This window comes from Microbispora sp. H10885, assembly GCF_014161415.1.
In the GTDB taxonomy this organism is placed as follows: Bacteria; Actinomycetota; Actinomycetes; order Streptosporangiales; family Streptosporangiaceae; genus Microbispora; species Microbispora triticiradicis.
Genome location: NZ_JABBWY010000018.1, coordinates 63476 through 76018, shown reverse-complemented (window position 1 = coordinate 76018; position 12543 = coordinate 63476). Strand labels below are relative to the sequence as shown.

The 12543-nt window shown below is 67.7% G+C and carries 13 protein-coding genes, 1 tRNA gene and 1 pseudogene; 10 read left to right on the top strand and 5 right to left on the bottom strand.

What is annotated here, in order from left to right:
- Together HHX37_RS34340 and HHX37_RS34335 are read left to right on the top strand one after the other, a co-directional pair.
- Entirely contained in the window at positions 1-1332 is a 1332-nt protein-coding gene (locus HHX37_RS34340; protein ID WP_182888058.1) for an MFS transporter, read from the top strand.
- Positions 1333-1399: 67 nt separating this feature from the next.
- Positions 1400-1828 carry a response regulator transcription factor gene (locus HHX37_RS34335; protein ID WP_182879539.1) on the top strand — a complete coding sequence of 143 codons (429 nt, stop codon included), beginning with the start codon at positions 1400-1402 and terminating at the stop codon, positions 1826-1828.
- A 181-nt stretch (positions 1829-2009) separates the two neighbouring features.
- Here the strand turns inward: HHX37_RS34335 and HHX37_RS34330 are convergent, their stop codons facing one another.
- Positions 2010-2579: a DUF6461 domain-containing protein gene (locus tag HHX37_RS34330; RefSeq protein ID WP_182888057.1), complete on the bottom strand. Its 570-nt coding sequence runs from the start codon at positions 2577-2579 to the stop codon at positions 2010-2012.
- A gap of 125 nt (positions 2580-2704) precedes the next feature.
- On the opposite strand from HHX37_RS34330, the gene HHX37_RS37425 reads away from it, so the two are divergent.
- Both HHX37_RS37425 and HHX37_RS38340 read left to right on the top strand, forming a co-directional pair.
- A complete protein-coding gene (locus HHX37_RS37425; RefSeq protein WP_259406959.1) occupies positions 2705-2860 on the top strand; it encodes a hypothetical protein in 156 nt (51 codons plus the stop codon).
- A gap of 1242 nt (positions 2861-4102) precedes the next feature.
- Positions 4103-4537, top strand: a pseudogene (locus HHX37_RS38340) (tyrosine-type recombinase/integrase); the annotation flags it as partial.
- 102 nt (positions 4538-4639) lie between these two features.
- Here HHX37_RS38340 and HHX37_RS37420 read toward each other — a convergent pair.
- Positions 4640-5119 carry an adenylate kinase gene (locus HHX37_RS37420; protein ID WP_182888056.1) on the bottom strand — a complete coding sequence of 160 codons (480 nt, stop codon included), beginning with the start codon at positions 5117-5119 and terminating at the stop codon, positions 4640-4642.
- Positions 5120-5518: 399 nt separating this feature from the next.
- Between HHX37_RS37420 and HHX37_RS34315 the strand changes: the two genes are divergently transcribed.
- Both HHX37_RS34315 and HHX37_RS34310 read left to right on the top strand, forming a co-directional pair.
- The gene (locus tag HHX37_RS34315) at positions 5519-5764 is read left to right on the top strand and encodes a hypothetical protein (protein WP_169953045.1); all 246 of its coding nucleotides are present in this window, start codon (positions 5519-5521) and stop codon (positions 5762-5764) included.
- A complete protein-coding gene (locus tag HHX37_RS34310; RefSeq protein ID WP_182888055.1) occupies positions 5761-6186 on the top strand; it encodes a type II toxin-antitoxin system VapC family toxin in 426 nt (141 codons plus the stop codon). The genes HHX37_RS34315 and HHX37_RS34310 overlap by 4 nt, the downstream gene beginning before the upstream one ends.
- Before the next feature lie 4 nt (positions 6187-6190).
- Here the strand turns inward: HHX37_RS34310 and HHX37_RS34305 are convergent.
- Positions 6191-6264, bottom strand: a tRNA-Gly gene (locus tag HHX37_RS34305).
- A gap of 117 nt (positions 6265-6381) precedes the next feature.
- Here HHX37_RS34305 and dcd point away from each other — a divergent pair.
- The 3 genes from dcd to HHX37_RS34290 all read left to right on the top strand — a co-directional run bounded on the left by dcd (position 6382) and on the right by HHX37_RS34290 (position 8729).
- A complete protein-coding gene (dcd, locus tag HHX37_RS34300; RefSeq protein WP_182879548.1) occupies positions 6382-6957 on the top strand; it encodes a dCTP deaminase in 576 nt (191 codons plus the stop codon).
- A gap of 155 nt (positions 6958-7112) precedes the next feature.
- On the top strand, positions 7113-7730 hold the full coding sequence (locus HHX37_RS34295) for a DUF47 domain-containing protein (protein WP_036328787.1): 618 nt from the start codon (positions 7113-7115) through the stop codon (positions 7728-7730).
- Complete coding sequence (locus tag HHX37_RS34290) at positions 7731-8729, top strand: inorganic phosphate transporter (protein WP_182877803.1); 999 nt, start codon at positions 7731-7733, stop codon at positions 8727-8729. It begins immediately after the preceding gene.
- 42 nt (positions 8730-8771) lie between these two features.
- On the opposite strand, the gene mshD is transcribed toward HHX37_RS34290, so the two are convergent.
- Positions 8772-9683 carry a mycothiol synthase gene (mshD, locus tag HHX37_RS34285; protein ID WP_182888054.1) on the bottom strand — a complete coding sequence of 304 codons (912 nt, stop codon included), beginning with the start codon at positions 9681-9683 and terminating at the stop codon, positions 8772-8774.
- Between the two features lie 131 nt (positions 9684-9814).
- On the opposite strand from mshD, the gene HHX37_RS34280 reads away from it, so the two are divergent.
- Positions 9815-11650, top strand: a complete 1836-nt coding sequence (locus HHX37_RS34280) for a bifunctional metallophosphatase/5'-nucleotidase (RefSeq protein WP_182888053.1) — start codon at positions 9815-9817, stop codon at positions 11648-11650.
- Positions 11651-11709: 59 nt separating this feature from the next.
- Here the strand turns inward: HHX37_RS34280 and HHX37_RS34275 are convergent, their stop codons facing one another.
- Positions 11710-12423: a winged helix-turn-helix transcriptional regulator gene (locus HHX37_RS34275; protein ID WP_182888052.1), complete on the bottom strand. Its 714-nt coding sequence runs from the start codon at positions 12421-12423 to the stop codon at positions 11710-11712.
- Between the last annotated feature and the right edge of the window lie 120 nt (positions 12424-12543).

The window sequence follows — 12543 nt, the reverse complement described above, 5'->3', positions numbered from 1 at the left end:
GTGCCGGCCACTGTCAAGCACCGGTTCCTGATCAATCGCGACTATGCCCGCCTGTGGTACGGGCAGGCCGTCTCGTCCACGGGAGACGTCGTCTTCAGCACCACCCTCGTCCTGTGGGTGGCCGATGTCCTGGCCAAGGACCAGTCGTGGGCGCCCGCGGCGGTGAGCGGCATCCTGCTGGCAGTGGGCGGCGCGGTGCTGTTCGTGGGTCCGATCGCCGGGGTGTTCGTCGACCGGTGGGACAAGATGCGCACCATGCTCGGCACCGAGGTGATCCGCGGCGTTCTGGTGGCGTTTTTGACGGTGGTGGCGCTCCTGCCCGCCGATGCGATCCCGGTCTGGGCCTGGCTCGCACTGATCTACACGTCCGTCCTCGTGCTGAACGCCACGGGTCAGTTCTTCGGGCCCGCGCGCCTGTCCATCATCAGGGACATCGTGACAGGCGAGGCCGACCGGGCCCGGGCGGCGGGCATCGCCCAGGGCACGGCCGGGGCCATCGCCATCGTCGGCCCGCCGCTCGCCGCGCCGCTGATGTTCAGCGTCGGGCTGCAATGGGCGCTGCTCCTCAACGCGGCGTCCTATGCCGTGTCCTACGCCGTCATCCGCTCGGTTCGCCGCGACTCCGCCCCCGACCCGGGCAGATCGGACGGCTCGCCGCCCGGGCTGCGCAAGGAGTTCGTCGTCGGCCTGCGCTTCTTCGCCGGCAGCAGGTTTCTGGTCGCCCTGCTGACCCTCGCGGTGATCGGCCAGTGCGGGCTGGGCGCCCTGAACACGTTGAACGTGTTCTTCCTCACCGACAACCTGCACTCGCCATCTCATCTGTTCGGCTACCTCGGCACGGCGGAGGGCATCGGCGGGATCATCGGCGCGCTGTGCGCCGGGAGGGTCGTGCAGTGGATCGGCGCTCGGAGGACCGCGTGGATCGGCCTGATCGTGAGCGGCGCGTTGCTGCTCACCTATACACGGCAGACCGAGTTCCTCGGCGGTCTCATCGTGCTCTCCCTGTTCGTGGTTCCCATCACCATGCTCAACACGGCGATGACGCCACTGCTGCTCGCCGCCGCGCCGAAGGAGTATCTGGGCCGGGTCATGGCCGTGTTCTATCCGGTCACGCAACTCGCCTCGATGCTGGCCGCGTCGGCCGCCGGTTGGCTGGCCAGCACCGACCTGCGCAACCTCGACGGCTCGCTGGCCGGGGTGCGGTTCGGGCCGATCGACTCGATCCTCGCTCTGTCAGGCCTGCTCATCCTGATCGCCGGTGTCTACGCGAGGGCCGCCCTGGCCGCCGCGGAACGGTCGACGTCGGCGGCCCCGGCTGCCGAACACGGATGATGACGGGACTACCGGAACTACACCGGGAGCAAACCGCATCGATACTGCGATCCCACAGCATTACGTCATGTTCGCTCCTCCTGATCGGAGTCCGGGGTCCGCGATCGACAGCGGGACGGCCAGGCGTCGGCACGCCAGGCTCGGGCCGCGGCGGGCGGCGGGTCCTGCGCTGAGCGGCTGCACGACGTGCGGATCCCAGGACGTCCGGGGATGCGTCAGCATCGGGAATGACGCCCTTCCTTCGCCGATCGCCGCGGCGCTGTCGCTCGCCCCGTCGTTGACGGCCCGGGAGGCGTCGGTCTTCGAACTGCTCGGCCTCGGCTACGACAACCGGTCCATCGCCAGAATGCTGTCCATCAGCGAACGTACGGCCAAACGGCACATCACCGCGATTCTCGCCAAGCTGCGGTTGGAGTCGCGGCTCCAGGCAGGACTCACCGCGATGCTCGTGAGCCTGACCACCCAGACGGACCTGGCACGCCAGACGCGCGCGTGACGGTCACGTGGCGTGCCTTCGGACCGCCAGGCGGTCGTCGCCGGCGAGGGTGGTGAGCAGGCGCCGCCTCACCCGGTGACCGACGTCAACGAAGCGGAGCCTCTGATCATCTGAGGCTCGGCTTTCGCTACTGATCGGAGTATCCGGCCAATTCCGGGAACGTGCCTTCGGGTGCTTCGTACTAGCGGGCGATCGATGTGCAGTAGGGCAGGGCGCCGGGCTGAAGGTGGCGGCGTTCTAGACGTACGCCGGTGCATCGTTCGGCGAGCGCCAGTGCGGCCTCGATGTATTGAGGGAAGAAGTCGTCGTCATCAGGGTCGAACTCTGGAAGCATGCCGAGCTCTTCGAGGTCTTGGCGTAGCCGTCCAGGATCGGCGCTCAGGGTCCAGTGCGGGAACATCGGATCGAGGTAGGCGACAGTCCGGCCGTCGATGGCATGGACGAAGTGGGAGTGATGGTTGACGTTGCGGGAGATACTGGCCATCGACGTACCAGCTGACAGGTCCCGCACCACGTCCCGCAGGATTCCGGCAGCGCCACCCCATTCCACCATGACCGATCCACCTTCGGCGCGGCCCACTTCGACCGTAGCGAAGCCTTCCTGATCGGGGTCCTCCGTCAACCCCAGCCGACGTAGCAGGTCTTCCGGTGTGAGCCCGGCTATGAAGCTGAAACAGAACTCCGGCCAGCGAGACTGGCCCCACCACGCGTACTCGCCCGTCGTGGCCTTGCTTTTGCCGGCAGCGCTCAAGGTGCTCGCGTCTCCTCGCACTGGGGAAGTCCTGATCATCCTGACAAGGGACACCGACGTTTTCGTAGTCGGACGCGAGCTGGTGCGCTCGAAGTTACTCTGCTCAGGCACTTGACCTAGCAGGGTTGGGTCCGATCACCGTCAGCTTCGACATGGTCTTCCCGCACGGCTGCTACCTCGTCAGCGAGGTGGAGGCGGTCAAGGACTTCGACGCCTCGGCCAACGGCCGCTTCGTGCAGGCGCGGGACAAGCCACTGAGCTGGGCATTGAGCTGGTCATAGATGACCGTGGTTGCCCCTCGTTACCCTCCTTAATGGCCCGCTGGTGGCCCGGCGAACTGCCTACGGGCTGGGCTCCTCGACAATCCATCCTCGGTCGAGGCTGCGGAGTAGTTCTCGGACTAGCCCTCGCGCCTGCGTGTCGTGCTCTGCGATGACGCGCATGGTGTCGGCTGCTTGCTCTAACCGCTGCATGATTGTGGGGATGATTTCGACTCGATGTCCGTCCTGATCTGTGTACGCTTCGAAACCCGGTTCGGGCTGGAAGCACCCCCACCAATCCAACAGGATGTGCAGGGCGGCGTTCCTCGGTGCGCCCGGACAGGTGGAAATGATGTGCAGCAACACATCTGTGCCTACGACAGCAGCTGGGTAGAGCGTGCCCGCGTGATCATTACCGACGGCTGAGCGAATACCGGCGCCCGGATCCTGGTCAGCCCATGTCGTCCGCATCAAGGCCCTGAACGCCTCCGCCACGCATTGGGGCGAGTACCACTTCGGGCCGGGAATTGCAGCCCGGTCCACCGATCGGGGGTCCACGCAGGCCAGCGTACGAGGAGGAGCCCTCCCGTGGCCCTACATGCGCGGCGCGTACTGTCCGCGCTCCTGATCACCCCGTGTGCCGTCGACCCGCCCGAAGGGAAAGCGGCCTTGGTCTGCTCGGCTTGTCCCGGGTCGATGGGGGGCGGGGTGATCAGGCCCCTACCTCAGCCACTTATGGTCAGTCAGGCTGAGCAGGCCCTGGGAGATCACCCGGAGCCGGAGTGCCCCGCCGGAGGCGAGGTCTTGTCCGGAGTCCAGCGCGTGACAAGATGGTGCCCATGTCGATCAAGCGAAAGGACCGTGGCGCGTAGACGCCCGGCGCAGGTTCGGGCCGGTGCTCCGCGCCCCAAGCAGGTAACCGGCGCTCAGCCCGAGGTCATCTCCGGTTTGTCCCGGCGGGGTGATCTCGCAGTCGCTCATCTGGAGCGTAAGCGCTACTGGCCAGGCGCCGCGGCAGAAGCATTGCGCGCCTGGTTGCTGTTCTTACAGGACCCCTGGGATCACCGCTTTGATCCAGCGCAGTCGTGCGGGGAGATGCTCTGCTGTCCAGATCCTCTGGAGCTTTACGAGTTCTTGGACGCCGTCATCCAAGTCTGCCCAACGAGGGATGCGCGCGTGCTACGCAAGAAGATCGGTGAACTCGACGATCGCTGGCAAACGTACCTTTTGACTCGAACACGGTGAACCGGTCGCGATGATGCGGTGCTGGCATATGCAGGCGGAATATGGCGGGCGGCCCGAGCTGCCGGCGGCGGGATCGTTCCCCAGTCCGCACGCCCGGCCGCCGAGCGAGCGACAGGCCGCGAGGCGGCGCGCAGCGCCGCCGACTTGAAGGCAGGACGGCGGAGCGTGGGCATTCCGCAAGCGATCGTCTCCGCGCTGCGTGAGCAGCTTACAAGCTACGTCCAGGACGATCCCGACACGCTCCTCTTCCCCGGCGCTAAGGGTGGCCCGTTGCGGCGGAGCGGCTTCAACACCCGTAGGTGCTGGGTGGACGTGGTCAAGGAGATGGGTCTCCCTGGCCTTCACTTCCATGATCTGCGTCACACCGGCAACATGCTCGCCGCCGAGTCGGGCGCGGGGCTCAAGGACCTCACGGCCCGGATGGGGCACGACAACGTCCGCGACGCGCGGATCTACCAGCACGCCGTACGGGGTGCCGACAAGACGATCACGGACGCCATCGACCGGCAGATCATGCGGCGTGATGACGACGAGGGCGACGGCCCGGCCGGGCTGCTAGGGCCGGAGCGTGGCCCCGTTCGCCCTGGCCAGGAACCGTTCGACTCCGTCGGGGTTCTTCAGCACATGGAGTTCGGCGGTGCCCGCGTGTTCGGCGATCGCGTCCATCACAAGGGGCAGAGCGCGACACCGGTAGGTGAGGACCCAGCGCCAGAAGGTCAGACCCTCGCGGGATCGGCGCAGCGCACGCCAGGCGCAGCGCCAGAGCGGAAAGTTCAGGACGACCACCGTGTCAGCGGCTCGTAGACGGACGTCGAGGACGTCGTAGGGGCCCAGGTCACCATCGAGGACCCATTGGGGCGCATCGACGAGCCGCCGCTGAACGACCTCCCACTCCTCCTTGGGGGTGGGAGAGAGCCCGGTGCTCCAGAAGCGCTTGTCCAGTTCGACGACCGGCAGCGACAGCACCTCACCGAGCCGGACCGCGAGCGTGGACTTGCCCGCGCCACCCCGTCCGAGGACCACGACCCTGTTCATCCCGCCTCCTCAGCCTGTTCCTGAACCAGTTACTCATGAACCGAAGATCTGGACTGCGAACAGAGCCTGGCTCCGGTGGGCTGACCAAGGGCTAACCGCACGCTAATGGCATGCGAAGATCGAACACCGTCAGAAACAATCAAGGCCCGAGTGCGGAAACTATCCCTGACCTGGGCCTTCGTACGTGGAGCGGGTGACGGGAATCGGACCCGCGCTGTCAGCTTGGGAAGTCTTTCAAGATCAAGCCAGCTGAGCTGGGAAAACTACAACCTGGGCCTATGGCGGTCGCGTGACCGTGAGTCCCCGTGGCTTCCCGCTGATAGCCATCCGATCGGGCACGCAACGGGCACGGCCACCGTGTCCCTGACGCTAGCGAGATCGCGAGCGTAGACTCTGAGCATGAGCGCTGGGCATGCGCATGAGGAGCTTCATCACCTGGTGGATCGGCTGTCGCCGGACCAGGCGGGTCGGCTGCTGCGGTTGGTCAAGACGGACCCGGAACTCGCTGAGGCCGCGAACGAAGATCTGTCGGAGCCGGTACGGCGTCGTCGGCTGTCGATCGCGGGGATCGGCGCATCCGGAGAGGGCGATCTGTCAGAACGGGTCGAAGATCTGCTGGCGGAGCGATTCAATCGGTCGGTGTGACCGCTACGCTCCTGGACACAGGGCCGCTGATCGCCGTTGTCGATCGCGATGACAAGCACCATGCCTCGTGTGTGCGACTCCTTGAGCAGTTGGAAGGGCCGTTGCTTCTGCCCTCAACCGTCCTTATCGAGGCCGGTTGGACGATCAACAGGCACATGGGACCGGCCGTACACGCGCAGTTTCTTGATCTCGTCACGGCAGAGTTCGAGCTGGTCGATCTGCTTGCCGCTGACGTACGACGTATGGCCGAACTCGTCCGGCTCTACAAAGATGCTCGCCTCGACCCTGCCGATGTGTCCGTGGTCGCAACCGCCGAGCGTCTGGGAATCACACAGATCGCGACGATCGACCGGCGCGATTTCGGACTGATCCGGCCGCGGCATGTGGCGGCGTTCAGGCTACTGCCGGAGGTGCTCGCTTAGATCTTGGAGCGGGTGACGGGAATCGAACCCGCGCTGTCAGCTTGGGAAGCTGATGTTCTGCCATTGAACTACACCCGCGTGACGGGCCGTGGAGCCCGTCGCTGCCCCTACTGTAGCGGATTCAAGGCGTGCTCCTGCAGTCCCGACGCGAAGATCCCTGACACCGGCGCTCAACGGGCCTACTAGCCTGGCACCGTGCTGCTTTCCGATCGTGACCTTCGCGCCGAGATCGAGTCGGGCAGGGTGAAGCTCGACCCGTACGACCCGGTGATGATCCAGCCGTCCAGTGTCGACGTACGCCTGGACCGCTACTTCCGGGTGTTCGAGAACCACCGGTACCCGCACATCGACCCGGCGATGGAGCAGCCCGACCTGACCCGGCAGGTGGAGCCGGAGGGCGACGAGCCGTTCATCCTGCATCCGGGGGAGTTCGTGCTGGCCAGCACGTACGAGGTGATCAGCCTTCCGGACGACATCGCCTCACGGCTCGAAGGCAAGTCGAGCCTGGGCCGGCTGGGACTGCTCACGCACTCCACGGCCGGGTTCATCGACCCCGGTTTCCAGGGGCATGTGACGCTCGAACTGTCGAACGTCGCCACACTGCCGATCAAGCTGTGGCCCGGCATGAAGATCGGCCAGCTCTGCATGTTCCGGCTCAGCTCGCCCGCCGAGTTCCCTTACGGCTCGGACCGGTACGGTTCGCGCTATCAGGGGCAGCGGGGGCCGACTCCCAGCCGGTCCTTCCTCAACTTCCACCGGACGAGTATCTGAGCGGAACCTGGCAACAAGTGTGTCACGGGAGCCCTTCCGGGCAGCTGGGAGGGGAAGAGTAGGTTACAAGTGGGCCTGCATGGCCTGAACTTCGCATTTCAACTGGTAACCCGTACCCTTCTCTGCGGACCGTCCCCGCACACTGGAGAAACGACGTGCGCCTGCGTCTCACGCCCCGTGAGGACAGCTACTACGACTTGTTCGCCGACTCGGCGAACAACCTCGTCACCGCATCGCGTCTGCTGGTCGAGATCATCAGCGACGGTTCGGACCGTGACGCCCTGGCCGAGAAGATGCGCGCCTGCGAACACGCGGGTGACGAGCGCACTCACGCCATCATGAACCGGCTCAACGAGAGCTTCATCACGCCCTTCGACCGTGAGGACATCTACCGCCTCGCGTCGAACCTCGACGACGTGATGGACTTCATGGAGGCCGCCGCCGACCTGATCGTCCTCTACCAGATCGACCACCTGCCCAAGGAGGTCGTACGCCAGGTGGAGGTCCTGGAGAGGGCGGCGGAGCTCACCGCGGACGCGATGCCGCGCCTGCGCTCTATGCAGCACCTCAACGAGTACTGGATCGAGATCAACCGGCTGGAGAACCAGGCCGACCAGATCTACCGCCGGCTGCTGGCCAAGCTCTTCAGCGGTGAGTACGACGCGCTGACCGTGATGAAGATGCGCGAGGTCATCGAGCAGCTCGAACTCGCTGCGGACGCCTTCGAGCACGTCGCGAACACGGTCGAGACGATCGCGGTCAAGGAAAGCTAAGTGGAGCTCGCGCTTGTCATCAGCGTGGTCGTCATCGCGCTGGTGTTCGACTACACGAACGGCTTCCACGACGCCGCCAACGCGATCGCCACGTCGGTCTCCACCCGGGCGCTGACCCCTCGGGTGGCGCTGCTCATGGCGGCGGTCATGAACTTCATCGGCGCCCATCTCGGCACCTCGGTCGCCTCGACCGTGGGGAAGGGGATCATCGACGCTCCGGACGGCAGGCACGGCCTGATCATCGTCGGCGGGGCGCTGTTCGGCGCCATCGTGTGGAACCTCATCACCTGGTACTTCGGCCTGCCGTCGTCGAGCAGCCACGCCCTGATCGGCGGGCTCGTCGGCTCGGCACTGGCGGCGAGCGCGTCCGTGCACTGGAGCGGGGTGATCGAGAAGGTCGTCATCCCGATGGTGCTGTCCCCCGTCGTGGGGCTCCTCCTGGGCGCGGTCATCATGATCGCGATCTTGTGGATCTTCCGCAGGGCCAACCCCCACCGGGCCAGCAAGGGGTTCCGGTACGCCCAGACGCTGTCGGCGGCCGCGATGGCCCTCGGTCACGGCCTGCAGGACGCGCAGAAGACGATGGGTGTGATCTTCCTCGCCCTGGTCGTCGGCGGCTACGTCTCTCCCGACTCGCACATCCCCGAATGGGTCATCACCTCATCGGCGCTCGCGATCTCCCTCGGCACGTACGCCGGCGGGTGGCGGATCATGCGCACCCTCGGCCGCCGGATCATCCACCTCGACCCGCCGCAGGGCTTCGCGGCCGAGGCCGCCGCGGCGAGCGTGCTCTACACGGCGGCCCTCGGGTTCGGCGCGCCCATCTCGACCACCCACACCATCACCAGCGCCATCATGGGCGTCGGCGCGACCAAGCGGCTGTCGGCCGTACGGTGGGGCATCGCGGGCAGCATCGTGACCGCGTGGGTGCTGACGATCCCGGCGGCGGCCGTCGTGGCCGCGATCGGCTACTTCATCCTCAACCTCGTCCTCGGCTGACCCGGCGGGCCGGCGCCCTCTCCCGGGACCGGCCCGCCGTCGTCACCGGCGGTACATCACGTCCGTGATCCACCGGGTGAACCCGAGCGACTCGTAGAGCCGGACCGCCGCGGCGTTCTCCTCGTCCACGTAGAGCATCACCCGGGCCAGGCCGAGGCCGCGCAGGTGCGCGAGCCCGGCGATCGTCAGCGCCCGGCCGAGGCCCGTGCCGCGTTCGCCGGGCCCGACCCCCACGACGTACACCTCCCCGATCGGCTCGCCGTCGTCGCCGTCGCGGTGCACCTTGGTCCAGTGGAAGCCCACCGGGGTGTCGTCCCGTACGGCGAGGAAGAAGCCGGCGGGGTCGAACCACGGTTCGCGTTCGCGCAGTTCGAGGTCGTCGATCGTCCAGGAGCCCTGCTCGGGGTGGGCGGCGAAGGCCTGCGCGTTGAGCGCGAGCCAGGCCTGCTCGTCGCGCCCGGGCTCGAACGTGCGCAGCCGTACGCCTTCGGGGAGCGGGGCGGCGGGCAGGGGCTCCGCCAGCGGCCGGCGCATCCGCCACAGCGACCGCGCCCGGGTCAGGCCCGCGCTCGCGGCGAGGCGGGCGGCGGCGGGCAGGTCGCCGTGCGCCCACAGGCGGAGCCTGCCGCCGCTCGCCTCCAGCACCGCGTCGAGCAACCGCCGGCCCAGGCCGAGCCCGCGGAAGGCCGGGCGCACCACGAGTTCGCCGCTCGGTCCCTCCTCGGGGCCGACCGGGTCGCCGGGCGGGTCCAGGTGGGCGAATCCGGCGAGGTCGCCGTCCTTGTGCAGCAGTACGGCTCTCGCCCCCGGCACGCCGCCGTAGCGCACCTGGAGCATCACGTGCTCGTTGAGCGGTCGCACCCCGTCGGCCTCGGCGGCCGCCTCCACCAGAGCGAGCACGGCCGTAACCTGCTCGTCGCCGAGACTTTCCGTGATCTCCACGCGTACGTTCATGCCTGGCACGATAGGCGAGGGGCCGGCGCGCCCCGGCGGGGGGCTTCGGCAATAGACGCCAGCCGTGGCCTCCCTGAATCGTTATCTTTGCGCCATTTCCCGATCAGGTCGCCGTTCTACTGTCGGGGGTCATGACCCGAGCATCCCTGACGCGACTGGCCGTCGCCGGCGCCGCGATCCTGGGCGCCGCGGCTCTCACCGTGAGCCCGGCCGTCGCCGATCCCGCTTCGAAGGCTGCCGCCCCCGCGGTCTCCAATGGAACGAACCATGGGCCGAAGCACCCGGCCGGGCACGGCCACCAGCCCGACCCCTCCGTCTCCGTCCGGTTGCTGACCATCAACGACCTGCACGGCAACCTGGAGCCCCCGACCGGGTCCGGCTCCCGGATCCTCGACCCCAACGGGCCGCTCACCGACACGGACGGCTCCCTCACCGGCATCGCCGGTGCCAAGTACTCGATCGCCGGCGGAGCCGCCTACCTGGCCGCGCACCTCAAGCAACTGCGTACGGACAACACCCTGCTGGTGGGCGCCGGCGACCTCATCGGCGCCTCGCCGCTGCTGTCCGCGGCCTACCACGACGAGCCGACCGCCGCGCTGCTCGACCAGCTCGGCCTCGCCACCTCCTCGGCGGGCAACCACGAGTTCGACGAGGGCATCACCGAGCTCAAGCGCATCATGAACGGCGGCTGCCACCCGGTCGACGGCTGCTCCCCGGCCGGGACGTGGAAGGGCACGAGCTTCGACTACCTCGGGGCCAACGTGCAGAAGGAGTCGAACGGCGACTACGCCCTGCCGCCCTACTTCGTCAAGAAGATCAACGGGATGAAGGTCGCCTTCATCGGTCTGGTGACCCAGACCACCCCCAGCATCGTCACCGCCTCCGGCATCGCGGGCCTCAAGTTCACCGAGGAGATCGCGGCCGCCAACAAGGTGTCGAAGCTCCTCGCCCGCCACGGCGTCAAGGCGCAGGTCGCGCTGGTGCACGAGGGCGACGGCATCACTCCCAACCAGGACCCCAGCTCGTGCCCGGTCGTCCCCGGCGCCGGCTCGCGCATCGCCAAGGGGCTCGACCCGCAGATCGACCTCGTCATCAGCGGCCACAGCCACCAGGCGTACGTCTGCAAGGTGAAGGACCCGGCCGGTCAGGACCGCGTCTACACCCAGGGCTCCTCGTTCGGCCGCGCGATCACCCAGATCGACTTCAAGATCGACCGTAGGACCAAGGACGTCATCCGCTCCAGCGTCGTCGCCAAGAACAACGTGGTGACCCGCACCGTCACCCCGGACGCCGACACCGAGACGTACATCAACACCTGGAAGGAGCGGGTCTCGACCGTCGCCAACAAGCCGATCGGCAAGATCACCGCTACGATCGGGCGGGGCGGCAACGTCGGCGAGACCCCGCTCGGCGACCTGATCGCCGACGCGCAGCTGGAGGCGACCAAGACCGGCGGCAACGCCGAGATCGCGCTGATGAATCCGGGCGGCGTCCGCGCCGACCTGACCTTCCCGCAGAGCGGCGCCGAGGGGGACGGGGTCGTGACGTACGGCGAGGCCTTCACGGTGCAGCCGTTCAACAACCTCATGCAGGTCGTCACGCTCACCGGGGCCCAGCTGAAGGCGCTGCTGGAGCAGCAGATCTGGAAGGTCGACCCGACCACGGGCGGCATCACCCAGCGGATCCTGCAGCCGTCCTCGTCGCTGACCTACACCTTCGACACCACCAAGCCGGAGGGCTCGCGGGTCTCCGACATCAAGATCAACGGCACCGCGGTGACCGACACCCAGCAGATCCGGGTGGCCGCCAACAACTTCCTCGTCGGCGGCGGCGACGGCTTCACCGTGTTCACGCAGAGCACCAACCTGTGGAGCGGCCCGCTGGACATCGACGCGCTGGTCGCCTACATGGGCGCGCACTCGCCGATCGCCCCGCCGGCCACCGGCCGGATCAACCTCATCCGGTAAGGGACGGAGAACACCGGAAGGCCCGCCCCCGCAGCGGGGGCGGGCCTTTCCGGCCGAAGTCAGCGTCTGGCGGGCTCGGCCTCGGCCTGCTGCTCGCCGCCGCGGTCGGGCACGAACCGGTAGCCGACGTTGCGGACCGTTCCGATGAGCGCCTCGTACTCCGCTCCCAGCTTCGCCCGCAGCCGCCGTACGTGGACGTCCACGGTCCGGGTGCCGCCGAAGTAGTCGTAGCCCCAGACCTCCTGGAGCAGCTGGGCCCGGGTGAAGACCCGGCCCGGGTGCTGGGCGAGATACTTGAGCAGCTCGAACTCCTTGAACGTGAGGTCGAGCGCCCGGCCGCGCAGCCTGGCCGTGTAGGTGGCCTCGTCGATCGACAGGTCACCGCTGCGGATCTCGTCGGGGACGTCCTCCGTGGCGGCCAGCGACAGCCGCCCGACGGACATCCGCAGCCGGGCCTCCACCTCCGCGGGGCCGGCGGTGTCGAGGATGACATCGTCCACGCCCCACTCCGCCGTCATCGCCGCCAGGCCGCCCTCGGTCACGATCGCCATCAGCGGGCAGGTGACACCGGTCGTGCGCAGCAGCCGGCACAGGCTCTTGGCCTGCACGAGCTCACGGCGCGCGTCGACCAGGATGGCGTCCGCGGGCGGCGCGTCGATCAGAGCGGAGGCCTCGGCCGGGGCGACCCGCACCGAGTGGAGAAGCAGTCCGAGTGCCGGGAGCACCTCCGCCGACGGCTCCAGAGCGTTGGTCAGCAGGAGCAGATTGCTCACATGAGCCTCCTCGCACCATGTCGGCTCGGCGCCGTTTGCAGCACTGGAAACCGCGACAGCCGTACAAACACGTAAGGACCCGGGGGCTACATCGCCCGAGTCCATTAATCCGTAGGGTAG

Bases quoted from the DNA above. Each gene is read 5' to 3' on its own strand.
- HHX37_RS34335 (WP_182879539.1), top strand. From the start codon at position 1,400: ATGTTCGCTCCTCCTGATCGGAGTCCGGGGTCCGCGATCGACAGCGGG.
- HHX37_RS37420 (WP_182888056.1), bottom strand. From the start codon at position 5,119: ATGAACAGGGTCGTGGTCCTCGGACGGGGTGGCGCGGGCAAGTCCACG.
- HHX37_RS34315 (WP_169953045.1), top strand. From the start codon at position 5,519: ATGAGCGCTGGGCATGCGCATGAGGAGCTTCATCACCTGGTGGATCGG.
- mshD (WP_182888054.1), bottom strand. From the start codon at position 9,683: ATGAACGTACGCGTGGAGATCACGGAAAGTCTCGGCGACGAGCAGGTT.
- HHX37_RS34280 (WP_182888053.1), top strand. From the start codon at position 9,815: ATGACCCGAGCATCCCTGACGCGACTGGCCGTCGCCGGCGCCGCGATC.